Raw genomic sequence first — 24121 nt, 5'->3', positions numbered from 1 at the left:
GTCATCCTCGCGTAGGCGGGGACGGGAACCCAGAGCCCACATCAGTTTAAGGTATTGCTTATTACTTAAGGGGGTTAATCGCTCAAGTTCCACGCTTCGATAAAGCTATGGTAGCAAGTCACTAGCATGTCGGCACCAAGGGCATAATCAGGCACTGCGTCAGGAAAATAGAGCGCGCAGCGGCTACCGGCATTTTGGGCGGTTTGTAGATCAAACAGATAATCACCCACATATAAGATATCTGCAGGCGCTAACTGCCATTGTTGGCAAATAAGCTGAATACCTTCGGGGTGCGGTTTAGGTTCGGCATCATGGCGCGTCAACACCAGCGAGATATCTATGCCGAGCTTATTAATCGTCATCTGGGCCGCTTCGGGTATATTGCGGGTCAAAATGGCTAACGGCAGTGATTTAGATTGCAGATATTCAATCAGCTCACGCGCGCCCTCTACCCAAGTTGAGGTCTGCGAGCTGCGTATCTCATACTCATGAATAAGCTCAAGCGCCCTACTGCGCGCCGCCTCTTCACTTAGGCTCTCTGCATGCGCCAACACATCCATGCCAGGGCTAATACCCAGCTCACGACGCAGCCCAAGAAAGTCTGGATTTGAATGCGCTAAGGTGCCATCGAGATCGAAGATGACGCCACGAATATCGTTAAGTTTTAAATCACTGAGTCGAGTAATCACGAAGCTTTCCCATGAGTAAAATATTTCTCTAAAACTTAGATTGCACCGCTACAGGCTTTTTTTACGCTTGTTGACTGCGCGTTTGCGTAAAAACCAACCAACAACTAAAAGTACCAACAACAACACGCCACCGGCAATGAGATAGGTTAACGTCATGGGCTTAGCTTCGGGCGTAACGTCAGTAGTGACCTTTAACGGTGGGCTGACGCGAATAACCTGTTTGGCGAGATTAAGCTGCACTTCACGCCCAGCTTGATTGGTAGCAAAGGCACGTCCTTGCCAATAGTAGTTGCCGCTTTCTAAGGCTTCAGGCAGGGTAATGAGCCTGCCTGAACCTGAAATGGGAATGCGCTGTTGTGAGGGAGTAACTAACTCACCGGTGACCACCAAAGAGTCGGCAACTAGTTCTTTATCGGCGGTTAAGTTCACTTGCCACTTGCCTTGCTCGTCGGGGGTAGAAAACTGCAGTTTAAGTGGCATAGGGTAAATTAATACCGTTTGTTCTTGGGTGCGCGCCAGCACCTGATTACTCACTTGCGCCTGATACAGATATTCGCCGGGCAAGGTGTCGATAATGGTTTCTGCCGTCAGTTTGCCATCACCAGGATAGGCATCTAGCCCCAGCCCATCATCCAGAAAGTGGCCAATAACTAACGGCGCCGGCGCAAATTGTGCTTCATTATCGTTTTTTAAATCGATGAGTTGCGCCTGCAATGCTAGGTCGTTGAGGTAATAGTTAGCGTCTAACCGCGTGCTGTTATGGCGTAGTTCAGCGGTGAGCTTTAATACCTCTTGTTGATATAACCGCTCGGCAAGTGGCGTTATCACTAACTCAAACTCGCTTACCAGCGAAATTCCCCGCTCTTTATTCACTTTGCCGGTGGCTTGCCATGGGCCAGGCTCGGGTTGCCACAAGGTAATTACATCTCGGCTGTCGGTGCTAGCCCAACTGATATTGTCGGGGTGCTGTTGATAATAATATTTGCTGCCATCGGGGCGGATTAATACCACAGGACTACTGTTTAGCTCTCGCTCAATAAGCAGCGTAACAGAAGAAATAGAGGGGTCGATGCGAAAGGTGTTACTCAACCAGCGCGCGTTTTGTTCATTAGCAAAAACCGTGGTGGCTACCAACAACAACGAAAATATCAGCAAACAGCGAGTGGTTAGGTTCGCCATAAACAGCTGCCTCCTTTTTCCATGACTAAATCAAGCCGTGCTTCGTGGTTTTGCAGCTCTTGGTCGTCGGCACGAATAATTTTTAACGGTGCCCTGCTCGAGTCTAATCGATGAATCGCGCCGCCATCACCTTGCTGTTGGCCGTCACTTTGTAAGTTTAACTTGGTTTGACCACCAGTCATTAACAGGTATACGTCAGCCAATATTTCGGCATCTAGCAAAGCCCCGTGCAAGCTACGGTGGCTATTGTCTATGCCATAGCGCGTACATAACACATCCAAGTTATTACGCTTACCAGGATACATCTTACGCGCCATGGCCAGCGTATCGGTGACTTTACATAACGATGCTATGCGCTCTTTGCGACCGATTAACGTGAGCTCATAATCTAAAAAACCCACGTCAAAAGGCGCATTATGTGCGATAAGTTCGGCACCGCTGATAAATTGTAAAAACTCATCAACTTGTGACGAGAACACCGGCTTATCGGCCAAGTAGTCATCGGTAATACCGTGAACTTTAATGGCTTCTTCGTCTACTTTTCGGTTTGGCTTAAGGTAAACGTGATAATGGCGCCCAGTTAAACGACGGTTAACCACCTCAACGGCGCCAATTTCAATGACTTTGTGGCCCATATAGTGCGGACCGGCGTCCATGTTGATACCGGTGGTTTCGGTATCGAGCACGACAATCCGTGAATGGCTTTGCTGGTTCATCTGTCTGTTTCCTTTACCCAAGTCGCGCCAGTATAAATAACTGCCACTCGCTATGCTAGCCAGAAGCAAAACTGCTTTTTGGCTGTCTTTTAGCGGCTGCTGTGGCAGACTGCCGCCCTATAATTTTCGATTGTGAACGTTTAGATGAAAAAGATTGAACTGTATACCGATGGCTCTTGTTTAGGCAACCCAGGTCCTGGAGGCTATGGGTCCGTACTTATTTATAACGCACACCGTAAAGAGCTCAGCGGTGGCTATCGGCTAACCACCAATAACCGCATGGAGCTAATGGCAGCTATTGTAGGGTTGGCTGCGCTAAGTGATACCTGTGAAGTTGATTTAACCACAGACAGCCAATATGTTCGCCAAGGTATTACCCAATGGATTACCGGTTGGAAGCGTAAAGGCTGGATAACCTCCGCTAGAAAGCCGGTTAAAAACGTAGATTTGTGGAAACAACTCGATGAGCTTTGCCAACGCCACCAAGTCACTTGGCATTGGGTTAAGGGCCACTCTGGCCACCCCGAGAACGAACGCTGCGACGACTTAGCGCGAGAAGCGGCTGAAAACGATGCTAACCACGACGATACTGGCTACGAAGGGTAAACATAGCGCCGAGCGCCCAGCACCAAGCGCAGAGCTGAATCAAACACCTAAACCCTTCTGCCACGGAAAAATTAAGCTGAGATAAGAGCGAGAAGTGCTTAAGAGCTCTTATTGATATAAGAGCAAACAAGAAGTCAGATGGCGGCAGTTAGGTTGTCCTCTTCACTCTTTACGCTTCACCCTTAACAGGTTGTATTCAGATTTGATCTCTATTTTTCCGTGGGTTCTGTGGATTTCGTTGCGAAAACTTTTACTCTTTAGCACTAGTTTTTAGCTCGGCGCTGGTCTTCAGTTGTTGTTGCTGTTGGCGGGCCATGCCGGGCTGCAGCACCTGCTTTGTTGGTTGATATTGCCGAATGGGCGTCAGCGGATAACGACGTTTGCGCGCCATGATGATGTAAGCGGCCGACAGCGAGGGGCAATAATGCGGATAAACACGCCGACACCACTGCCCGCCTCTTGAGAAATCAAACATCTGAGTTAAGCCACAGTAATCACGTTTGATCACCTCAAATCCCAATAGCTTTAACCAATCTTCTAATCGGCCTGGTGCCACCATATTCTGCCAACGCGGTAATCGGCACTTTACTGTAGGCAATAAACTGGCAAGGCCCGCACTGCTGTATGGGTTAAAACCTGAAATAATCAGCCAACCGTCGTCTCGCAATCCTATTTCTACTTCGCGTAATATGGCATGAGGGTGTTCGCTAAAATCTAACACATGCGCCAATAAGCAGGCATCTAAGCTGCCCGGAGCAAACGGCATGGCAGTGGCATCACCGATTAAGTCGGCACTTAACGCCGTTTTATCCGAAGCCTCATTCTGGCTTAGATAGACTGAGTGCAGCAGCCGGCTACCTTGCAATGACAGCGCGGCACTTAAAGCATCTACTTTTAGTACATTAAAACCAAACAATGATGGCGCCCAGTCATCTAGGCGGTGCTGTAATTGTTCAGCAAGATGCGACCCGCGCAGTAATTGTTGCCAACTGGCTGGCGTGCTGGCAGATTTCATCAATATTTGCACCTCTGTTAAGCTAGCGCCCAACTTCTGATTATAAGGACAATAATATGGTTAACATTAGTCTTATTCCTGCGTTTCAAGACAACTATATCTGGCTGCTAACGAATAACAACCAAGCCGTGGTTGTCGACCCTGGGCAAGCCGCTCCGGTTGAACAAGTATTAGCCGAGCGAGAACTTACACTCACTAGCATTTTGATTACCCATCATCATCATGATCATACAGGTGGGGTTAAGGCGCTGCTGGCTAACTGGCCTCACGCCAAGGTATATGCTCCTGCCAACAAGCCCCTGCCCGCGCTAGGCGCCATTGCGGTGAATGATGGTGATAAAGTGACCTTGCCCGAGTTGGGGATGGAGTTTGAGGTGATGGCGGTGCCTGGCCATACCCTAGACCATATTGCCTATATTGAGCCTAACGGCGTGGCCGGCGAACCCTTGCTGTTTTGTGGCGACACCTTGTTTTCGGGCGGTTGTGGTCGCTTGTTTGAAGGTACACCAGAACAAATGCATCGTTCGTTAACGCGCTTTGCCGCACTGCCTGATAATACTCGTGTTTATTGCGCCCACGAATACACACAGTCTAATCTGGCGTTTTGTCATGCCGTTGAGCCAAACAATGCCGAATTACAAAAGTACTTACAAAAAGTAGCTAAATTACGTCAACAAGGCATACCTACTGTGCCCAGTTCTATTGGTCAAGAAAAAGCCATTAATGTCTTTCTGCGTACGCACTTAGACAGCGTTAGAGCCTCTACAGAGGCCCATGCCGGAGCAGAGTTAGACGAGTACATTAAGGTGTTCGCTGCACTTAGGCGCTGGAAAGACGATTTTTAACGAACTTGATTAAGCTGCTCACAAAGCATACACTGACCGCCGTTTTTTAGAGATGCGAACACCATGAGAAGACTCTGTATTTTATCCAGTGCCTTGCTTCTGGCTGGCTGCCAAGGATTACATTCCTCAGATAACCAGAACAGCGCAGGAAAAGAAGCGGCCGATAGCCAGCTTTACCACACTTCATCAGTTTACACGTCGTTGCAAATTCACGACCGCACTGCCGACCTAGGTCGAGCCTACAGCATGATCCCTCGTTCTGTGCCCGAGCAACCCGAGGCAGAGGTAAAGCAAGCGGACTTGTGGGCTGATCTCGCTGACAAAATGCAGCTGGATATGCCTTTGGATCATCCCAGAGTGGTCGCACAGCGCAAATGGTATCTTAAACACCCAGGTTATATGCGCTCTGTATCAGAACGCGCCAGACCGTTTCTCTATCTCATCAAGGAAGAGATAGAGAAACGGGACATGCCAATGGAGCTGGTATTATTGCCTGTTGTTGAGAGCACTTTTGACCCTAAGGCCTATTCCCATGGACATGCCGCTGGATTGTGGCAAATGCTGAAAGGCACCGGCAAGAACTTTGGTCTGCATTACGATAACTGGTATGACGGCCGATACGATGTCGTGGCTTCTACCCGTGCTGCACTTGATTATCTAGAATATTTGAACAATTTCTTTGACGGTGATTGGGTGTTGGCATTAGCGGCTTATAACTCTGGTGAAGGTCGAGTGCAGCGCGCCATGAAAGCGAATCGTCGCCAAGGCAAGCCTACTGATTATTGGTCACTGTCTTTACCAAAAGAAACCCAAGGTTACATCCCTAAGTTGCTAGCATTGGCCGATATTTTGAAGCACGACAACCATTATGGAATGGATATACCTGCTTTGCCGAATCGACCGCAGTTGGCCGTTATTGAGGTAGAGGGGCAGGTAGACTTGCACATGGCGGCAGACTTAGCCGGTATGGATCGCAGCAAACTTAAAGAGCTTAATCCGGCCTTTAAGCGCACGGCGACCTCTCCGGTGCGTAATGCTGAAATTTTAGTACCGGTTGCCCATGCACAAGGCTTTGAAATTGCCATGGCCGATTTGCCAGAGCAAGAGCGTAAATCTTACACGCATTATCAAGTGCAAGGCGGCGATAGCTTGGGCAGAATTGCACAGCGCCACAGCACCAGCATACAGGCTATTCGCCAAGCGAATAACTTACGTGGCAGCACCATTCGGGTGGGGCAGGCATTAATGCTACCTACGCCTTATGCCACTGCAGCGGCGGCAACTCCCGCTGGTGGCGTTTATAAGGTAAAGTCCGGTGATTCTTTATCTGCCATCGCTAACCGCTTTAGTGTCAGCATTAATGAACTGCTACGCTGGAACAGCCTCGCCAATAAGCACACGCTACGCACAGGCCAAAGCTTAGTGGTTGCCGCAAATGCGGGTTAAGTAAAAGCAGCGATACGTCTTACGCTGTACGCCTTACGTAGAAACACCGAGCCTAGGCTCGGTGTTTTTGTATCTTCCTGTCGCGATCCCCTTCACGGCTCTTTTGTAGGCCAACGCTTGCTCTCGCATTACAACCCAAGCGGAACCATTTAGGTCACAACACGACAGCCTAAAGACTCTCTCGCCACGGAATACACGGAAGAACACGGAAGAACACGGAAAAATAGGGATCAGATTTGAAAGGGATCTTTAATGGTAAAGAGCTCAGATAAGACCCAAGCAAAAGTGACAGGCGAAACAGAGACTGAATATACCGGTTGGTTTAGGTTTTTTTCTTTAACTTCCAGTTTATAGCTGACCGCTTCCAGCTGTATTTAAGCCGTCTTCCTGACGAAGGTCTGGATCTGCCCTTAGGTTTAAGCTCTAAGATCAGATACTGGAGCCGTTATGCCGGGCCACGACCCGGTACCGGCATAAAAACACAGAGCCAACATAAGGCGGTGTTGTCTTTAGCCGGGTGCTGGACGCTGTTCTTTCTACTTTGTTTTCCCCTTCACTCTTTACACTTCACGCTTCACCGTCCTTAAAGCACCTTAAACCTCATTTGTAGGGCGTGATGATCTGAGGCGGTGGATTCTAGACCCTGCGCTTGCTCGAGGGTGAGACCACGATAAAAAACTGCGTCTAGCGGATATCCCCAAAATCGAGTGCGAATATCAGGATTGGGGAGAGCTTCGGTTAATTGCTCTTTTGCCGCCCAGCTGGCCAGAAAGCCAGCCCGACGACCATTCCAACGGTTAAAGTCACCTGCCACTATCACCGGCCCCGTATAATCACCGATGACGTTGCTTATCATATTCAGCTGCTCGTTATAGGTGCGCCCGCGCAGTGAAAAGTTAATGGCATGCAAGTTAACCAGCAGCAATTGTTGCGATGAGCCTTGCAACGAGTAATAACTAAACAATAGCGACTTAGGAATACGCGTAGCGGGCTCTAATAGCCGTTTACCACAGACTTGTGACGGCTGTCCTTTGGCAGCCGTTAACACGCCATTACCAATACCATTCCAATTAAAAGCGGCTACCTGAAACCAATGATATTCTTGCTGGCGCAACCACTGGTGTAGCTCGTCGCTGGCGTTGGCTTCTTGTAACAATAATAAATCACTGTTATTCAGCCATTGATTAAGCTCCGCTTGCCAGTCACCCTGCTGTTTATAAATGTTCCAGCTAAGTAGCGAAAAACTCGGCGGTAAGGCATGGCTATTATTAACAGGGGGCCGAGCACATTCGTGGTCTAAAGGTATCCCACCATCGCTTAATAATTTTTTCTCGGGCACATCAATGCAGCCACTAAGCAATAAAGCCACAGCTAAAAATAAAATTAGCCGTTGCATCAAAGAGGCGCCTGCACCGCACGCGGACGACCATTATCATCAATAGCCACATACACAAACTGCGCCTGTGCTACTTTATAACGTGCACCAGCTTGAGGCGTTAATACCGGCTTAACCCACACCTCTACCTTTACCGTTATTGAGGTATGCCCCACTTTAATTAACTCGCCATGGGTGCACACTACATCTCCCACTTTAACGGGCCGTGAAAAGTTCATCTCGCTTACCGCAACGGTCCCTACGCGGCCAAAAGCAACTTCGTTGGCCAACAAGCTACCACCTAGGTCCATTTGCGACATGATCCAGCCGCCAAAAATATCACCATTAGCATTGGTGTCGGCGGGCATCGCCATGGTGCGCATTAATACGTCTCCCTTAGGCTCCGTTTGATCATTCATTACACTGCTCTCTTTTTCTGTTAAAAATGGCATCATTATACGTTGGCCTGTTGGCTACCAGTAGTGAGATATAAATATGATGAACGTTGTTGTGGCATCACTAAACCCCGCCAAAATTGATGCGGCTCGTTTGGCGTTAACACAGATTTTTCCTGATACTCCCTGTCGTATCAGCGGGGTAGCTGTGCCCTCGGGCGTTGCTGAACAACCCATGAGCGACGACGAAACCTACCAAGGCGCACGCCAGCGAGCGTTGGCGGCCCAGGCCATTCTGCCTAATGCCGATTTGTGGATTGGAATGGAAGGCGGCATAACCCACGGCGCTCAACACAGCATGACCTTTGCTTGGATCCAAGTATTGGGCCATGGCGGGTTAGATAATGCCAGCCGTAGCGCCAGCCTCACATTACCGCCCTTTGTGGCACAGGCGGTGACCGCAGGTGAAGAGCTGGGCCACGCCATGGATCGCCTCTTTAGCTTAAATAACTGCAAGCAGCAAGGCGGTGCCATAGGGGTATTAACCGCCAACTTGCTGGATCGGCGTCGCGTCTATTGCGATACGCTAATCTTGGCATTAGCACCATTAATTAACCCCGAACCTTATGCTCAGTGTTAAAGGCAATATTGAAAGACTAGATACTCTCGCAACGGAATCCACGAACCCCACGGAAAAATAGAGATCAAATCTGAAAATATATTTATAGGGTAAGGTCTTAACCAAAGCGAAATACGGCCGAATATTCGTAATAAAAATAAGCGACTCTACAAAGATCTGGCTCTTACTAATAAGATCTCTCGCACTTTTCGCTCTTATCCCATGTTAACTTTTCCGTGGATTCCGTTGCAAAAATAGGTTTGGGTTTAGCTCTGCGCTGTTTTCGCGTTGCGCTCGTCTAGCCACGCAAACCAATCCGTAACCTGATAGCTCAAGCCCAGCCAGCCACTGAGGGCACTGCCGTCTATGCTTTTGCCTTGCCCGCCGCCACTAAATTCTGGTGGCGGCAGATTGCGCAACAGTGCCGCTTGGCAATAAAAATCGCGGCGGCTAGGGTGATGTGGCGCACTCACATTCAATGTGCTCGGCCAGCAAGGTTTAGCTAATATTGCCGGTATAAACCGTAGCAAATCTTGTTGTGCCACGAGATTAATTGGCTCGTCGCCCCCCTCAAAGCTGCGCCCCGCCAAAAAACGGCCCGGCTCACGATTACCACCGACTAAGCCAGACAATCGTAAGCACAGCACCTCTGGCACGCCACAGCTCTGCACCGCCTGCTCTGCAGCCAGCATGCGCTCGCCTCGTTCGGAGTCCGGATTGGCGTCGTCTTCGGTTTTTAGGCCCAATCCACCGTATACCGAGGTGGCACTGGTAAACAATAACCGCTGTACGCCGCCCCTTGCCGCCAAGCGGGCAACTTCGCCTAAAGCCGTCGCATAATTTTCTACTTTGCCAGGCGGCACACACAGCACCACCGTATTGGCAGCCAGTGCCGCCGGCCATACCGCTGGCAGTGGCTCATTAATATTCCACACCATGGTATTGATGCCCGCGTTGGCTAATCGCTCGGCTTTGTCTGCGCTAGTGGTGCTGCCAGACACCATATAACCTTGGCTTAATAACGCCAACGCCAGCGGCTCGCCCAACCAGCCCAAGCCGACTATAGCGACACTTTTCGCCACATTGTTCTTCACACCTTTATCCATACCTTTCTCCATACAAGACTCAGTGTCTACATTAGTAGACATAGCTCAGCTCCGAAGGGGTAATAAAGGTTTGTTTTTGGCCCAGCACATCTTGATAAATCACCGAAAATGCCAGCACGTTCTGCACATAGCCACGGGTTTCTCGATAAGGAATATTTTCAACCCACACATCCAGTGGTCGGCTGCCGCTGTTACGTAACCAGCGATCAATACGATGTGGGCCGGCATTGTATGCGGCAATAGCGGCAATGCGGTTGTTGCTGTAGCGATCGAGCATTTCTTTAAAATAGCTTGATCCTAGCTGTACGTTAATAGCAGGAATATAGACATCCGAGTCCCGCTTGAAGTCACTAATGTTAAACTTTTTGGCCGTTTCCCTGGCGGTAGCAGGCATCAGCTGCATCAGGCCGCCCGCCCCTACCGGAGAGCGCGCTAACTCATAAAAAGCGCTCTCTTGGCGGGCAATGGCAAACAAAGTGGCCTCACTAACCCGTAAATGTTTGGCTTGGCGCTGAAAAATATCGCGATACACGACAGGAAAACGCAAATCTAGATGATCCCATGCCTTAATCTGAATGCTGGCCTGAATCGATTTATCGTACCACCCCTGTTTTAACGCCAAGCTACCTAATGCGAGGCCGTCGGCTGCGCTCACCTTGCCTAGCTGGTTATACCATTCGCTGCGCGCCGCGGTTTTATTACCGAGCGCCAGCCACTCCTCTACTCGAGAGAGCGCAGGCCATTGTTTGCGGGCCTGAGCTAAGCTTGGCGCCGATACTAACGGTTTCTTTTGCAAAGAGAATGACAGCTTGCTTTGCTGAGCCGCTAAAAAGCCATAATAGTTACGGTGCTGGGCAGCTTGCTGCCAAGCTTTATCACCGTCGGCATGACGATTTTGCGCTTTTAATGCCCGGCCACGCCAATACAACCAACGACTGTCTTGCTGAGCGTTGGCAGACAATCGGTCAATCCAGCTGGGCAGACTGCGCCAGTCTTGCTCCCAAATGGCTATGCGTGCTCGCAACTCAAACAAGTCTTCGTCGCCAATGGCAGGTAAACGGCTATCCAGCCAACTGCGATACTCTCGCGTGCGGTTGTACATAAGACGGCGGGCCAGCTGTTGCTCTATGCCGGTGACTTGCTGCTGACTTAACCCAGCTTGACGCTGATAAGTGGGATAGATCTGCATTACTTTCGCATGCTCAGTGTTAGCAAGTTTCGCTAGCGCCTGTGCTAATGCCTCTTTTTGCCGTTGACCTTGGGCCTTTACTAGATCGCCCTTTATCAACTGCTGAGGATCTTTACTTAATGATTGCAAAAAATCTGCCGCAGGCGTGGCTGATGCACTTAGCTGACGGCCTAAGTACTTAACTAGGCCTTCTTCTCCACTTTGATAAGCGAGCAACATACGCTGCCAAATATCTTGGTCGGTGCGGCCCCCGGCTTTTTGCCACACTGAAAATAAAGGATCGCAGCTATCAGGGCGAGAGTGGCCATATAGCCAAAGCGTTTTTGCGCCGGCCATCGCCATCGCTTTATCACCCGTGGCCCATTTGGCCCGATAATGAGCACACTGCAAGGCAATGCTATTGGGAAGTTCTGGGTAGAGAGTTAAGAACTCGATCCAACGTTGCTCACGCGCAAGACGGTATAAGTAGCGCCCTTCTAGTCGGTCAGCCAGCAGTGAGTCGGGATACTTCCGCATAAAATTTGTAACTTGAGAGGTGCTTAAGCTGGAAAGGCGATCGGCAAGATATTGATAATCTAAATAAACCGTCAGCGGATAGCTGTCTAACCCTTTGCGTAGCTGAGCAAATCGCAGTTCATCTTTGTTTTTCAGCGCGTGTTCGGCTTGGTTATATTGTTCACGCAGCGATGATGCCTGAACGCTAACACTCAGCCCTAACAGCAGCAGACCCACTCCTAGCAAGCTTCTCACAGCACACCCCTAAATAACGAATAGAGAGCTATCCTAAGGAATAGTGCTAACACTGCCAATGGGCAACGGAAAATAAAGTAGCGCCAGACGACAAGCATCGCCGTACGTCTTACGCTGTATGCCTTAGGTTTATAACAGGGAGACCATGTGTTTGAGCGTTACAGGTGCTTGTAACGTGTCAGTAGGGTAGAACCTTTGTTCGGCCTTACAGAGCAGCTAAATAGATCAGTTACGCTCTCAGATTGGTATTAGGCCTAAACCTTCTGCTTCGCAGAACCCACAGCTGAAGCGTGGACTACAAAAGAGCGGTATTTCTCTCTATGCGCTATGCGGGGTGTCCCTTTGCTCTTCACCCTTGACACTTCACAGGTTTAAAGCGATGGAAGTAACTTATTCGTTCGAGTCTGGCTGATTTTGGTCTATGCTGACAAGGAGTAAATAGTGGTAGCGGCGACTCGATCACAAATTTAACCTGCATGGACACGCCGGCCATGATAAGTTGATGTAGATCACATTATTAAACCGCGGTCAGGGTAATCTGAAACCGTACACAACCAAAAAAGCGCACCCAGGGGGTATTTTATGTCCATCACCATTACCAGCAACGTTATCGACATTTCTCCCGCCATTCGTGAACGGATTGAGAGTCGCTTCGAAAAATTGTCTCGGCGCCAAGTAGACCTAATTACGCCGCATGTGATTATTAACAAAGAAGGTCTTAAATATCAGGTTGAAGCGACTGCAGGTGTTCGTCATGACACCCTTTTTGCTAAAGCAGAAGACGATAACCTTTACGCTGCCATTAAAGACTTAGGCCAAAAGCTAGAGCGCCAACTGAACCGTTATGCTGATAAACCATTGGCACAACGCGCCCAAGCCGGCCAACCAGTAGTCCCAAATGACGTGGATGATTCTCACTTAGACGCTGAAATAGACGCTGAAATGGATGCAGAGTTAGAAGACGAGAAAGAGTAAACTCACCGAGTAGCGGTCAGTAAAAACAGGTGAGGAGTGAGATGTAAGGGGAGAGGTGTAACCCTCAAGCCGCAGATTCGGTGCTATACATCCCACTTCTCACCATTTATACCTTACTACTTTAAACGCTATTTACTCCTCACACCTTACTCCACACTGTATTTACCGCTTAGCGCTGTGTTTCACGCCTAATTGTGCTAGTTTTAGCTCAGTTCCTTAAAAATGCTTGCCAGCGCTGCTGCTTTTCAGTAATTGTAGGTGGGTGTTTCACAATGTTGAGATTTGCTGTGCCTGTTAATGTGTTTTTCTTTCCCTGCTTTTTTGCACTTTCTTGCTTTGCACTCCCCTTTTTTGCACACCAAGACATAAGTGCGTAATAGGAGGCATCTGGTCTGACAAGAAATTAGCGAAAGACAAACAGATAAGCCTCCCTCAGGGAGGCTTTTTTGTTAGGTAACTTTTTAGGTATAAGGGAAGCCCAATTGATGAATCTGGATGAGATCAGAACCCACATCAGCAGCCTAGATAAAGAGCTGTTGTCCTTGCTGGCCAAGCGCAAGGGCTTAAGTTTGGACGTGGCCCGCAGCAAGCTACAAAACCCGCGCCCTATTCGAGATCAGGAACGGGAGCAAGCGTTGTTGGTGGCGTTAATTAATCAGGGCCGAACTCTCGGCTTGGATGCCCATTACGTTACGCAAATTTATCACAGCATTATTGAAGACTCGGTGTTATCGCAACAAGCCTTGCTGCAAGACTTGCTTAACCCTCAAGATGAGGTGCCCGCCATTAGCGTGGCCTTTCTTGGGTTGCGCGGTTCGTACTCCAACATGGCTGCGCGCAAGTACCTCAGCCGGTTTGATGCGACTCTGGTTGAGCATAACTGCGACACCTTTCAGCAGATTTTTGACACGGTAGAATCAGGCCAAGCTCAGTACGGCATTTTGCCGATAGAAAATACCAGCTCAGGTGCCATTAACGACGTATTCGATTTAATGCAGCACACCAGCTTGTCGATTGTGGGCGAGTTAACCCAACCCATAGAGCATTGCCTGCTGGTTGCGGTAGATACCGATGTTAGCAAACTCACCACGTTGTATACCCACCCTCAGGTGTATCAACAGTGCTCGCAATATTTAAAAACTTTGCCTCAGGTTAAGGTCGAGTTCTGTGCCGCCTCCTCCAACGCAATGGAGCTAGTTGCCAAGCAACAGCGTGATGACATTGGCGCCATGGGCAGTGCTGACGGTGGTGCTTTACACGGGCTTAAGCCGCTGGTCACCGGGCTGGCCAACCAAAAGCAGAATATGACACGCTTTATAGTGGTGGCCCGCAAGCCCGTAGAAGTTGCCGCGCAAATTCCGGCCAAGACCAGCTTTATTATGTCGACCGGTCAGCAAAGTGGCGCTCTAGTAGAAACCTTATTAGTGTTGCGTAACCACGATATAACCATGACTAAGCTAGAGTCTCGCCCCATTATTGGTAATCCGTGGGAAGAAATGTTTTATGTCGATGTAGCCGCTAACGTTAATAGTGCACATATGCAATCGGCACTTCGCGAACTAAAAGACAGCGTCAGTTTTATTAAAATTTTGGGCTGTTACCCCAGTGCCGAAGTATCCCCTACTCGCATTCCGTCTAAAGCGCTTAGCCAGAAGCAAAAGCAAAATCAGGGGCCATTAACGTCCGCCGCTACCGCGGTGCCATTAAGCCCCCCTGCCATGCTGACATTGCAGCTGGGCCGCTTTCATATGAGCCCTCAAGAACCGCTCCTTATTGCTCAGCTCAACAGCTGGCCTGAATACAGTGCATTGCAAGAAACGGCCCGCCGTCTTAAAGAGCAAGGTGGTCAGATGTTGGCGGCCCCTTGTTTTGCCAACGGTGATCAGCAACAAGGTCAAGCGCGCTTGCAACAGTTACGCGAAGTGGCAGCCCAATTTGATTTAGCTGCCCTCACTCTGGTACATACTCCAGAGCAACTTAATCGCGCGGCAGAGTCGCTAGATGCCATCTTGCTACAGCCCATAGAAGGCCGACGCGATGAGTTGCTGACTGCCGCTGGCCGCTGCACTCGCCCGGTGTTATTGCCACTGGCCGATAGCGTAGAACAAACTCTGGCCGAGGCAGAGCAGGTATTAGCCGAAGGCAATCAGCAGTTAGCATTGCTGGACACACAAAACCGTTCACTGGCCACCTTGCTTCGCTTACAGCAACACAGCCGCCTGCCCCTGCTTAGCCAACAAGCCGGCCAAGACAGCCTGCTGCCTGAGCTGGGACAAGCCCTAAGAAGTGCCGGCGTGCAGGGCTTTTGCTTGAACATCACCACCGAAGACGACATGCAGCCACTACAGCAACTAGCACAGCGGCTATATCGGGATTAAAACCAGCAACCGGCGCCCAGCAAAAAATACAAAACCGAGCATATAAGCTCGGTTTTTTTACAAACTAAAGACTTTTCGCCACAGAATCCACGGAAAAATTAAGCTGAGCAACACAGTCATCCGCCATTGGCCCTGCTTTGGTTGAAATTTACCCATAAAATATTTATTTAGATTTTATCTCTATTTTTCCGTGTTCTTCCGTGGATTCCGTTGCAGAAATAAGTTTAGGTCTTTGGTCTTCTCGTCCCCTTCACCCTTTACAGCACAAAAAAACCGAGCTCATGGCTCGGTTTTTTTGTGCTTTTTCGTGGCGCTGGGCGCTGTCAATTTCTGCTATCTGTTACTCGTCTGCGTAGTGGCGACTGTCGTTGGCTTGAGCTAACAGGCTGCGGCTTTCTTTAAGGAAAGTGTCGGCATAATCACCAAAAAACTCACTTACGGTAGAAAACTGCTCGACAAAGGCCTCGCGTTTACCCTGTTCTAGCTGCGTTAACAGCTCACCAAAGCGGCTGTGATAACGGCGTATCATGTCGAGATTACGCGGAGACGACAAAATAATGTCGGCATACAACACCGGATCTTGTGCAAATAAGCGCCCGACCATGGCCAGCTCTAACCGATAAATTGGTGAGCTTAAGCGCAGCAATTGCGATAGATCAGCTTGCTCGGCACACAAATGGGCACCATAAGCAAAACTAGTAAAGTGGCGCAGTGCTTGCACTAAACTCATGGCTTGGTCGTGCTCTTCGGCGTTAACCGCCTGCAAGCGAGCTCCCCAAATACGCATTTGAGCTAGCAGCCATTCATACTGTTGTGCACCACGGCCTTCACTGTAAATAATGACCTGCTTGGCAAGACTGGATATGTCTGGCCCAAACATTGGATGTAAGCCTAGTACAGGCCCTTGGTGGACCTTTAGCATGGCAGCCAAGGGCTCAGCTTTAATGCTGGTTAAGTCGACTAATAAGCAGTCTGCGGGTAATGCAGGTAATTGTTCGATCACGGCCACGGTTTGATCGATTGGCACCGCGACCACGACCAAGCCGGCACCGGCAACAATATTTGGCGCATCAGCCCAGTCATCTTTCTCTAAGATGCACACCTGATAACCAGACAGCGTTAACAAGTGAGCAAATAAGCTGCCTAATTGACCAGCGCCACCCACCACCACTACTTTGCCTAGCTGTGGATTAATGCATTTAAAGCCGGTGTCTTTTTCACTTGCATAAGACTCACGCATAAAACGGCGCAGTACATCTTCAATTAAATCAGGGGGCACGCCTTGCGCTACGGCCTCAGCACGGCGCTTTACCAGCATGGCAGCTTCACGGTCTGGCGCATAAATGGGCACTCCCTGGCGGCTTTTTACTTCGCCCACACCCGCCACCAGTTTTAGACGGCGAGCAAACAACGCAACCAGCTCTTGGTCCACTGCATCTATTTGGTCCCTAAGGACGGCTAATTCATCTACCATTGGTCCATCCAAATTACAAAAGCACCGGCCCTATTCGGACGCGGTGCTTTATTATGCCGGTAACACGCAACGGCAACAGTTGCCCCGGGTCGTTAGGCACAAAATATATTACATAGCCGCTATCTTAAATAACTCGCTTAACGAATACGAGCCTTTAACGGCGCAGCAAGCTGCTGGTGGCAACGCTGCAATAAATCGGCTGTAGTATCCCAGTCGATGCAGGCATCAGTAATCGACACGCCATAGCGCATCTCGCTGCGATCTTGCTCGCTCGACTGATTACCCTCAAACAAGTGAGACTCTAACATGATGCCAAGAATAGATTTATTACCTTCTTGAATTTGGTGCACCACGTTTGCGGTCACTAACGGCTGCAAGCTGTAATCTTTGTTCGAGTTCCCGTGGCTACAATCCACCACCAAATTAGGCGTAAGGCCGGCACTGGTCATGGCTTTTTCTGCCAGCGAAACATTCACAGAGTCGTAATTGGGTTGCTTGCCACCACGCAAAATAACATGGCCATCAGGATTCCCTTGGGTCACCAACAACGCCACTTGTCCTTGCTGATTAATTCCCATAAAAGAATGAGATTCAGATGCAGCCTTCAGTGCGTTGATGGCCGTTGCTAGATTACCGTCAGTGCCATTTTTAAAACCAACCGGCATCGACAAACCAGAGGCCATTTCTCGGTGAGTTTGTGATTCTGTGGTACGCGCCCCAATCGCCGACCATGAAAACAGCTCCGCTAAATATTGCGGACTAATGGGATCCAAGGCTTCGGTTGCCAACGGGAGTTCTAGCTCGGCTAACCAACACAATAGCTCACGCGCCTTATGCAAACCTTGCTCAATGTCGAAGGTGCCGTCTATGTGAGGATCGTTAATAAAGCCTTTCCAACCCACAGTGGTGCGCGGCTTTTCAAAATACACGCGCATTACTATATAAAGGCTATCACTATATTCATCATGCAGCTTTTTGAGGCGGGTTGCGTACTCTTTGGCTGAATCTATGTCGTGAATGGAGCAAGGTCCACAAATCACCAACAGGCGATGATCTTTACGTTGAATAATATTCGTCATGGTCTGGCGAGCCTGGCCGATAAAATCGAGTGCGGGTTGAGAAATCGGCAATTTGGCTTTCAGCTCAGCGGGGGTAATCATAATTCTCTCGGAACGTATATGAATATTATTCAGTGTGTCTTTCTGCATGACGACATCCTCAGGTGTAAACAAAACATTACAGCAAATAAAAACAAATATAGTGTCTTGTTTGACATCTAGTTATTTATTTTTTACGCAACCGCATTTACCTTATCAAGGCTAGGCCAGCTTGCAAAGCCTGTTAGTCAGTAAAACTCGCTTATTTTATGCTGTAAAGGCGAAAATGTCATAACTGACACCAAGCGCCCCACCGTCAGCTGAAAAAAACACCATCTTTTACTTCCATATGGCGGGCGAGCACAGGATCTGCCATGATGCCGCTCTTCTCAATGGGAGCTTATTAATGCAACGTCTTTTACGATTTTTCTTTCAGGGTTTGTTGATCCTGCTACCTTTCGTACTCACGGCATATCTAGTTTATTTAATTTTTACCGTGCTCAACGAAACGCTCTTTTCTGCCATTGGCTCACTATTGCGCATGGTCGTGCCCGCCCTAGAAGCCGGCTGGATTGCCGACCTTGCTGGAGGCTTGCTTACCCTAGCAGCTATCATTGTCACGGGTATGTTTGCCTCACTTTACTTGGGCCAGTTCTTTCTATCGCTGCTCGATAAAATATTAGCTCGCATACCATTAGTAAAATTGGTGTATCACTCGCTGCAAGATTTATTTAATGCCTTGCTAGGGGAAAATAAACGATTTAATCAACCGGTTGCGGTTAGCCTGATGGGCGGTGAGGTACAACTACTGGGCTTTATTACCCGAGAAGATATGACTGAGTTTGGTCTACCCGGCAAGGTGGCCGTATATTTACCCCAGTCTTATAATTTTGCCGGCAACTTGTTAGTGGTCGACAAAGACAAAATTCAACAGCTCGACGTACCCGCCAGTAAAATGACCACCTTTATCGTGAGCGGTGGTATTACCGGCAAGCCTTAACAAAAAGCACTACGCTGTACGCCGTAAGCCGTAAGCCGTAAGCCGTAAGCCGTAAGCCGTAAGCCGTAAGCCAGCATCAAAGACCAGAATAAGCCCAGTATCTACAGAGAACGATGCTTTGACTTATAGCTTACAGCTGATCGCTTAAAGCTTTTTTTATCCGTCTATTTCATCCATGAAGTCAGACAGTCCTTCGTTAGACTCAGTGACGGACTCTTTGCCAATTTTGGCGTCTTGATACTGTAAATACAGATCTTTAGTTAGGCCGTAAGGATCTAGGGCATTATCAATAATGGGTTCACGATCAATCAGCTCAGTACGCTGATAAAGGCCGTTAAGAGCCGATTTACCCGCACGCATCGCAAAACTCATCACGTCGTAGGGGAAATATAGGCTGTCGACCATATCGCCGGAGAACTCACGCAGTGTGGTCGGCCCATATAATGGCAGCATTAAAAATGGACCATCACCTACGCCTATTTGTCCTAATACCTGACTAAAGTCTTTAGAGCGGCGCGCTAAGGTCATTTTTTCTGCTACATCAAAAAAACCTAATACACCCACAGTACTGTTGACGCCAAATCGCACCAGATTAGTGCCCGCCCCTGTAATATCGCCGGTAATAATATGGTTAACAAAACTGGCTGGCTCTTCCAGATTAAGCACTACGTTCTGAAAGCCGTCTCTTACGGGTTCGCTAACATAGCCTGCATAGGCATGAGCAGCCGGACGCACCAGGTAAGGATCTAATACCTTATAGTTAATCACCCAAGCGCCACGGTTAACCGGTTCAAAAGGGTCTCGCACATCGTTTGCCGTCGACTTAGCGAAGTCGGCAGGTGTCTGTGTTGTAAAAGGGTCGTTGCTACGCGGAACATCAACCCCTTGATGAGCCGAGCAGCCGACTAGACTTACACCCGCTGCTAACATTAAGATTCGCCACATAATATAAGCCTTATCGCTTTTGTTATTATTTTATTATTGTATAAAACCGATCTATTTGATCGGTTTTATACGTGCTACTGCTTGCTTATTACTTATCTCTTATTATGTACTACAAGGGAGTATCAATAAAGATAACCAACTGGCGATCTTCCTCAGTACTCAGCACTGCGCTGCGGCCTTCCCAAGCATTGGTGGTGTCAGTTACATTACCACTGGGTGCAATACGCGCTTTAATAATGACAGCCTCACGACCGTTCATATTATTATCTGGGCGCATGGCATCCGCATTAGACAAGGTAATCGTTAGCGGAAATGAAGGGTTTTCGATACGTTGTGCCACTAATGGGGCTTCGGAAGCGCCACCTTTAGCATCCACCGCATACACAAATAATACCGCCCCTGGATGATACGGCGTATTGCTACTGGTATTTACTTCCACTTCATAACGCGGGCCGGTTATTGGCGTATGATCTTCCTCGGTCAAACGTTGCTCAGCAAACGCTACCGAGCGCTCAATCATCGAATACCGTGGGTTATCTGGCGACATACGCTGCAAAATTTGCTGCCAGCGAGCAATGGCCGCCGTTAAATTTTCTTGCTGCATCGCCATAAATGCAAACACCGACCAGGCTTCCAGATTATCCGGATCTTTAGCCAACACCTGTTTGATCATGTTTTCGGCTCGCAGCGCTTCACCGGTAATGGACAAGGCTTCTGCATAAGGCACCATCACCTGCTCGGGCTTATCGGTAAGCTTCATGGCTTTTTCTAGTGCATCGCGCGCAGTTTCACCGTCACGCATCTCTAGTGTTAACCGGCCCAATAATAACCAACCACGAAAGTCATCGCCATCAGTATAAAGCTTAGTGCGCAACGCTTGAATCAAATCAATCATGTCTTGTTCGGTGACATCACCGTCAGGCTCCAGCAATACCTGACGGGTTAGCTCACTTAAGCGCCCCGCATTATCTTGCCACTGCGCCACTTTGTTATACGCACCCATCTGCCAATAGCCAGCATACGCTACCGCGACCACAATCAGCACCGCAGGCAACCACAACCAAACGCCGGTTCGGTATTGCTGTGAGCGTTCCGTTACTACGTCGTCGAGCAGGCTTTTTTGCAGTTCTTGGGTCGCTAACTCGTTATCTTCAAGTAAGCCTTGATCGCGGTCTTGCTCTAACTCTTGTAAGCGCTGCTTATAGAGATCGGTATTAAGCTGATTACGGCTCTGGCTAGACTCGGCTCGCCCTCGGGTGAGCGGCAAGATAATAACCAGGGCTAATATCAACGTCAGCAAGGCGCTGCCAATCCAAAATAATATCATATTAATTCTCTTTGTCTTTGTTCAGCAATTCACTTAGGCGCGCTTCTTGCTCCGCGCTCAATGCATTGTCGGCGGCAGTGTTACGCGGCTTCTTGCGCGTGCGCACAACGACAATTAACAACCCCACGAGCATCACTATCACCGGACCAAACCATAAGATCATGGTTGAGGCCATAAAAGGCGGCTTATAGAGAATAAAGTTACCGTAACGGGCCACCATATAATCGATAACGTCTTGCTTGCTGTTGCCCTTTTGTAAGAGCTCATAAGACTTATCTCGCAAGTCTTTGGCCAGCTCTGCATCCGAGTCACCTATGTCTTGATTCTGGCACTTAGGGCAGCGCAGCTCGCGAGTCAACTCTCGAAATGTCTGCTCTTGCTCAGGCGAACTAAAGTCATAAACACTGGTGGCAGCCATGGCAGTTGTTAGCCCAAATAGAGGTAAACATAAGCCGGCTAGCAGTACTAATACCAAGCGAAAACCCATGGTTTACTCCATCTGCTCAAAAATAGGCTTTACCGTCTGTTGCCAAACGCGATCGTTTAAATCACCCACATGGCGATAACGAATAATGCCTTTGCTGTCGATAAGATACGTTTCTGGTGCACCGTAAACGCCTAGGTCCAGCCCAAGCATGCCGTCGGGATCATACAAATCGATGGCATAAGGATTGCCGAGATTTTTTAACCAGCGCAACGCCTTAGTTCGTTCGTCTTTGTAGTTCATGCCGACAATATAAATATCTTCTTGCGCTTGTAATTCATTTAAAAATTCATGTTCAGCACGACAGGTGGGGCACCAAGTGGCCCACACATTGAGTAGCATCGGCTGGCCGGTAAAAATGGCGCGACTGTATTCTTCTTCCGGGTTTTGCAGCGAGGTAAGTGCAAACTCTGGTACCGGCTGGTCCAGTAATACCGACTCTAGTTTTGTCGGATCAGAGAACAAACCTTTGTACAAGAACACACACCCCAGCAAAAATACGACCAGTGGGATAGATAAAATCAAGACTCGACGATTCATGCCGCCCCCTGCTTTTGTTTACCGGCAACCGCTTTACCCGCAAAACGGTAGCGCTTGTCGACCATGGCAATGATGCCACCGATGGCCATCAACAGCGTACCAAACCAAATCCAACGAATAAAAGGTTTGTAATACAAGCGTATCGCCCAAGCGCCGTCGTTCAGTTGTTCGCCCAGGGCTGCATACAAGTCGCGGGTCACGCCGGCACTGATGGCCGCTTCGGTCATCGGCATACGTTGCACCAGGTACAATCGTTTTTCTGCTTTGAGCTTGGGCAGCGCCTTGCCATCTTTGCTAACGGCAATCACGCCTTTAAACCCTTCGTAGTTAGGACCATTCGCTTCGCGGGTACCTTCAAAGGTAAAGGTGTAGTCCGAGAAGGTCACGCTGTCGCCGGCAGCCATGCGTACATCTTTTTCGATGCTGTATAACTGGGTGCAGCTAATGCCGATGATAGTCACCGCCATGCCTAAGTGGCCAAAAAACATAGCCCAATGGCTATTGCCCAACTTAGTAATACCAGTACCAAAACTGTGCCGATGGGTAGCGCGCACCCACGTTTCTTGCAAGCTGGTAATAATAATAAAGGCACCCAAGCTTAAGCCAATGGCCGCCCACACTTCAAAGTGCTCGGCAAAGTACCATGGCAATGCCACACCAATGGCGGCAGCAGTCACTAGTGCCGACAATAATTTGCCATTAATCTCTTTCATGCTCTGGCGGCGCCAGCGAAACAGCGGTGCGGCGCCCATTAACAATGCAAAAGGAATAATCAACCAGGCATAAATACCGTTAAAGAAAGGTGCACCAATGGAGATACTGCCTAATCCTATCTCTTTGTGGATCAGTGGCAAGATAGTACCGACGAGCACCACCACTAAACCGGCCATTAACATGATGTTATTGCCGAGCAGCATACTTTCTCGACTGGATAACTCATGTTTACCGTGGCTTTTTACCTCAGCGCCTTTAATGGCGTACAGCAATAAGGAGCTACCCACCACCAACATAAAGAAAATCAAGATAAACAAGCCGCGGGTCGGATCCGAAGCAAAGGCGTGCACCGATACCAAGACGCCGGAGCGCACCAAGAAGGTACCCAGCAAACTCAATGAGAAGGCCATAATAGCCAGTAATACGGTCCAGGCTTTAAAGGTGGAGCGTTTCTCGGTAACTACCAGTGAGTGGATCAATGCGGTGGCCGCCAACCAAGGCATAAAGGAAGCGTTTTCTACCGGATCCCAGAACCACCAACCGCCCCAGCCCAATTCGTAATAGGCCCACCACGAGCCCAGTGCAATACCTACCGTCAGAAATATCCACGCCGCCATGGTCCAAGGGCGCGACCAACGAGCCCATGCAGCATCCAACTTACCGGTCATTAATGAGGCAATAGCAAAGGCAAAAGCAACCGACAATCCCACATAGCCCATGTACAACATAGGAGGATGAAAGATCAGCCCAGGGTCTTGCAGCATGGGGTTTAGGTCGCGACCATCGACTGGGAAAAACGGCAAAGTGCGTTCAAAGGGGTTAGAGGTAACGATCACGAACAGCAAGAAGCCCACGCCAATCATGCCCATCACACTCAGCACCCGCGCCACCGCATCCAGCGGCAACGAGCGACTAAAGCGCGCTACGGCTGCCGCCCAACCGGCTAAAATCAGCACCCACAGCAATAAGGAACCTTCATGAGCGCCCCACACCGCAGAAATACGATATTCTAGGGGTAATAAGCTATTGGAGTTAGAAGCCACGTAAATGACACTAAAGTCGTGGTCGATAAAGGCCCACGTTAAACAGCCAAACGAGAATAGCAAAAAGCCAAACATAGCATACGCCAAGGGGCGCGCCAGCAACATCATGCTGGCATTACCACGAGACGCGCCTATCAGCGGATAAGTACTTAAGATTAAACTCGCGGCCAGCGCGAGAATAAGACTAAACTGACCTAACTCGGGAATAATACCT

General features: G+C 49.1%; 21 protein-coding genes, 1 pseudogene and 1 other annotated feature. Of the genes and pseudogenes, 7 read left to right on the top strand and 15 right to left on the bottom strand.

All coding sequences use genetic code 11. The features are described 5' to 3' along the window. Positions 1–74: 74 nt before the first annotated feature. From ACFQ1C_RS03215 to dnaQ, 3 genes are read right to left on the bottom strand one after another with little or no spacing between them, the layout of a single operon-like run. Positions 75–689 carry an HAD family hydrolase gene (locus ACFQ1C_RS03215; RefSeq protein WP_379557092.1) on the bottom strand — a complete coding sequence of 205 codons (615 nt, stop codon included), beginning with the start codon at positions 687–689 and terminating at the stop codon, positions 75–77. Positions 690–737: 48 nt separating this feature from the next. Further along, on the bottom strand, positions 738–1868 hold the full coding sequence (locus ACFQ1C_RS03210) for a hypothetical protein (protein ID WP_379557091.1): 1131 nt from the start codon (positions 1866–1868) through the stop codon (positions 738–740). Then, the gene (gene dnaQ / locus ACFQ1C_RS03205; protein WP_379557090.1) at positions 1856–2584 is read right to left on the bottom strand and encodes a DNA polymerase III subunit epsilon; all 729 of its coding nucleotides are present in this window, start codon (positions 2582–2584) and stop codon (positions 1856–1858) included. Before dnaQ ends, ACFQ1C_RS03210 begins: the two co-directional genes overlap by 13 nt. A gap of 144 nt (positions 2585–2728) precedes the next feature. Between dnaQ and rnhA the strand changes: the two genes are divergently transcribed. Then, positions 2729–3190, top strand: coding sequence for a ribonuclease HI (gene rnhA / locus ACFQ1C_RS03200; RefSeq protein ID WP_379557089.1), 462 nt, complete (start codon positions 2729–2731; stop codon positions 3188–3190). A 250-nt stretch (positions 3191–3440) separates the two neighbouring features. Here the strand turns inward: rnhA and ACFQ1C_RS03195 are convergent, their stop codons facing one another. Beyond that, positions 3441–4205, bottom strand: coding sequence for a class I SAM-dependent methyltransferase (locus ACFQ1C_RS03195; protein WP_379557088.1), 765 nt, complete (start codon positions 4203–4205; stop codon positions 3441–3443). Positions 4206–4261: 56 nt separating this feature from the next. On the opposite strand from ACFQ1C_RS03195, the gene gloB reads away from it, so the two are divergent. Both gloB and ACFQ1C_RS03185 read left to right on the top strand, forming a co-directional pair. Further along, the gene (gene gloB, locus ACFQ1C_RS03190) at positions 4262–5050 is read left to right on the top strand and encodes a hydroxyacylglutathione hydrolase (protein WP_379557087.1); all 789 of its coding nucleotides are present in this window, start codon (positions 4262–4264) and stop codon (positions 5048–5050) included. A gap of 63 nt (positions 5051–5113) precedes the next feature. Next, a complete protein-coding gene (locus ACFQ1C_RS03185; RefSeq protein WP_379557086.1) occupies positions 5114–6496 on the top strand; it encodes a LysM peptidoglycan-binding domain-containing protein in 1383 nt (460 codons plus the stop codon). A gap of 583 nt (positions 6497–7079) precedes the next feature. On the opposite strand, the gene ACFQ1C_RS03180 is transcribed toward ACFQ1C_RS03185, so the two are convergent. Further along, positions 7080–7892 carry an endonuclease/exonuclease/phosphatase family protein gene (locus ACFQ1C_RS03180; protein ID WP_379557085.1) on the bottom strand — a complete coding sequence of 271 codons (813 nt, stop codon included), beginning with the start codon at positions 7890–7892 and terminating at the stop codon, positions 7080–7082. After that, positions 7892–8290 (bottom strand): acyl-CoA thioester hydrolase YciA, encoded by a 399-nt coding sequence (gene yciA / locus ACFQ1C_RS03175; protein ID WP_379557084.1) that lies wholly within the window; start codon positions 8288–8290, stop codon positions 7892–7894. The genes ACFQ1C_RS03180 and yciA overlap by 1 nt, the downstream gene beginning before the upstream one ends. A 76-nt stretch (positions 8291–8366) precedes the next feature. Between yciA and yjjX the strand changes: the two genes are divergently transcribed. Further along, on the top strand, positions 8367–8906 hold the full coding sequence (gene yjjX / locus ACFQ1C_RS03170; protein ID WP_379557083.1) for an inosine/xanthosine triphosphatase: 540 nt from the start codon (positions 8367–8369) through the stop codon (positions 8904–8906). A gap of 245 nt (positions 8907–9151) precedes the next feature. On the opposite strand, the gene ACFQ1C_RS03165 is transcribed toward yjjX, so the two are convergent. Both ACFQ1C_RS03165 and ACFQ1C_RS03160 read right to left on the bottom strand, forming a co-directional pair. Further along, positions 9152–10033: an NAD(P)-binding domain-containing protein gene (locus tag ACFQ1C_RS03165; protein ID WP_379557082.1), complete on the bottom strand. Its 882-nt coding sequence runs from the start codon at positions 10031–10033 to the stop codon at positions 9152–9154. Next, complete coding sequence (locus tag ACFQ1C_RS03160; protein WP_379557081.1) at positions 10023–11930, bottom strand: transglycosylase SLT domain-containing protein; 1908 nt, start codon at positions 11928–11930, stop codon at positions 10023–10025. The genes ACFQ1C_RS03165 and ACFQ1C_RS03160 overlap by 11 nt, the downstream gene beginning before the upstream one ends. Positions 11931–12512: 582 nt before the next feature. On the opposite strand from ACFQ1C_RS03160, the gene hpf reads away from it, so the two are divergent. Both hpf and ACFQ1C_RS03150 read left to right on the top strand, forming a co-directional pair. Further along, positions 12513–12905 (top strand): ribosome hibernation-promoting factor, HPF/YfiA family, encoded by a 393-nt coding sequence (gene hpf, locus ACFQ1C_RS03155; protein ID WP_379557080.1) that lies wholly within the window; start codon positions 12513–12515, stop codon positions 12903–12905. Between the two features lie 286 nt (positions 12906–13191). Further along, positions 13192–13356 (top strand) — a sequence feature (Phe leader region). A gap of 31 nt (positions 13357–13387) precedes the next feature. Beyond that, positions 13388–14539 (top strand): annotated as a pseudogene (locus ACFQ1C_RS03150) (chorismate mutase); the annotation flags it as partial. A gap of 1084 nt (positions 14540–15623) precedes the next feature. Here the strand turns inward: ACFQ1C_RS03150 and tyrA are convergent. After that, a complete protein-coding gene (gene tyrA, locus ACFQ1C_RS03145) occupies positions 15624–16757 on the bottom strand; it encodes a bifunctional chorismate mutase/prephenate dehydrogenase (protein ID WP_379557079.1) in 1134 nt (377 codons plus the stop codon). 137 nt (positions 16758–16894) lie between these two features. Next, positions 16895–17965, bottom strand: a complete 1071-nt coding sequence (locus ACFQ1C_RS03140) for a 3-deoxy-7-phosphoheptulonate synthase (RefSeq protein ID WP_379557078.1) — start codon at positions 17963–17965, stop codon at positions 16895–16897. A 295-nt stretch (positions 17966–18260) separates the two neighbouring features. On the opposite strand from ACFQ1C_RS03140, the gene ACFQ1C_RS03135 reads away from it, so the two are divergent. Further along, a complete protein-coding gene (locus ACFQ1C_RS03135) occupies positions 18261–18854 on the top strand; it encodes a DUF502 domain-containing protein (protein WP_379557077.1) in 594 nt (197 codons plus the stop codon). A 156-nt stretch (positions 18855–19010) separates the two neighbouring features. Here the strand turns inward: ACFQ1C_RS03135 and ACFQ1C_RS03130 are convergent, their stop codons facing one another. From ACFQ1C_RS03130 to ACFQ1C_RS03110, 5 genes are all read right to left on the bottom strand, one after another. Then, positions 19011–19799, bottom strand: coding sequence for an MlaA family lipoprotein (locus tag ACFQ1C_RS03130; RefSeq protein ID WP_379557076.1), 789 nt, complete (start codon positions 19797–19799; stop codon positions 19011–19013). Positions 19800–19908: 109 nt separating this feature from the next. Continuing rightward, a complete protein-coding gene (gene ccmI / locus ACFQ1C_RS03125; protein ID WP_379557075.1) occupies positions 19909–21126 on the bottom strand; it encodes a c-type cytochrome biogenesis protein CcmI in 1218 nt (405 codons plus the stop codon). A gap of 1 nt (position 21127) precedes the next feature. Further along, positions 21128–21613 (bottom strand): cytochrome c-type biogenesis protein, encoded by a 486-nt coding sequence (locus tag ACFQ1C_RS03120; protein ID WP_379557074.1) that lies wholly within the window; start codon positions 21611–21613, stop codon positions 21128–21130. A 3-nt stretch (positions 21614–21616) separates the two neighbouring features. Then, positions 21617–22150 (bottom strand): DsbE family thiol:disulfide interchange protein, encoded by a 534-nt coding sequence (locus ACFQ1C_RS03115; protein WP_379557073.1) that lies wholly within the window; start codon positions 22148–22150, stop codon positions 21617–21619. Continuing rightward, positions 22147–24117, bottom strand: a complete 1971-nt coding sequence (locus ACFQ1C_RS03110) for a heme lyase CcmF/NrfE family subunit (protein WP_379557150.1) — start codon at positions 24115–24117, stop codon at positions 22147–22149. The genes ACFQ1C_RS03115 and ACFQ1C_RS03110 overlap by 4 nt, the downstream gene beginning before the upstream one ends. Positions 24118–24121 lie beyond the last annotated feature (4 nt).

It is taken from the genome of Oceanisphaera ostreae, from assembly GCF_042676125.1.
GTDB classification, from domain to species: Bacteria; Pseudomonadota; Gammaproteobacteria; order Enterobacterales; family Aeromonadaceae; genus Oceanimonas; species Oceanimonas ostreae.
The sequence above is the reverse complement of the archived record's forward strand: the minus strand, read 5'-3'. Positions and strand labels throughout refer to the sequence as shown.

Excerpts from the sequence above, each read along its gene's own strand:
- ACFQ1C_RS03210 (WP_379557091.1), bottom strand. The coding sequence starts at position 1,868 with ATGGCGAACCTAACCACTCGCTGTTTGCTGATATTTTCGTTGTTGTTG.
- yciA (WP_379557084.1), bottom strand. The coding sequence starts at position 8,290 with ATGAATGATCAAACGGAGCCTAAGGGAGACGTATTAATGCGCACCATG.
- ACFQ1C_RS03120 (WP_379557074.1), bottom strand. The coding sequence starts at position 21,613 with ATGGGTTTTCGCTTGGTATTAGTACTGCTAGCCGGCTTATGTTTACCT.
- ACFQ1C_RS03130 (WP_379557076.1), bottom strand. The coding sequence starts at position 19,799 with ATGTGGCGAATCTTAATGTTAGCAGCGGGTGTAAGTCTAGTCGGCTGC.
- dnaQ (WP_379557090.1), bottom strand. The coding sequence starts at position 2,584 with ATGAACCAGCAAAGCCATTCACGGATTGTCGTGCTCGATACCGAAACC.
- ACFQ1C_RS03180 (WP_379557085.1), bottom strand. The coding sequence starts at position 7,892 with ATGCAACGGCTAATTTTATTTTTAGCTGTGGCTTTATTGCTTAGTGGC.
- ACFQ1C_RS03140 (WP_379557078.1), bottom strand. The coding sequence starts at position 17,965 with ATGCAGAAAGACACACTGAATAATATTCATATACGTTCCGAGAGAATT.
- ACFQ1C_RS03195 (WP_379557088.1), bottom strand. The coding sequence starts at position 4,205 with ATGAAATCTGCCAGCACGCCAGCCAGTTGGCAACAATTACTGCGCGGG.
- gloB (WP_379557087.1), top strand. The coding sequence starts at position 4,262 with ATGGTTAACATTAGTCTTATTCCTGCGTTTCAAGACAACTATATCTGG.
- hpf (WP_379557080.1), top strand. The coding sequence starts at position 12,513 with ATGTCCATCACCATTACCAGCAACGTTATCGACATTTCTCCCGCCATT.
- yjjX (WP_379557083.1), top strand. The coding sequence starts at position 8,367 with ATGATGAACGTTGTTGTGGCATCACTAAACCCCGCCAAAATTGATGCG.
- ACFQ1C_RS03135 (WP_379557077.1), top strand. The coding sequence starts at position 18,261 with ATGCAACGTCTTTTACGATTTTTCTTTCAGGGTTTGTTGATCCTGCTA.
- tyrA (WP_379557079.1), bottom strand. The coding sequence starts at position 16,757 with ATGGTAGATGAATTAGCCGTCCTTAGGGACCAAATAGATGCAGTGGAC.
- ACFQ1C_RS03185 (WP_379557086.1), top strand. The coding sequence starts at position 5,114 with ATGAGAAGACTCTGTATTTTATCCAGTGCCTTGCTTCTGGCTGGCTGC.
- ACFQ1C_RS03165 (WP_379557082.1), bottom strand. The coding sequence starts at position 10,033 with ATGTCTACTAATGTAGACACTGAGTCTTGTATGGAGAAAGGTATGGAT.
- ccmI (WP_379557075.1), bottom strand. The coding sequence starts at position 21,126 with ATGATATTATTTTGGATTGGCAGCGCCTTGCTGACGTTGATATTAGCC.
- rnhA (WP_379557089.1), top strand. The coding sequence starts at position 2,729 with ATGAAAAAGATTGAACTGTATACCGATGGCTCTTGTTTAGGCAACCCA.
- ACFQ1C_RS03115 (WP_379557073.1), bottom strand. The coding sequence starts at position 22,150 with ATGAATCGTCGAGTCTTGATTTTATCTATCCCACTGGTCGTATTTTTG.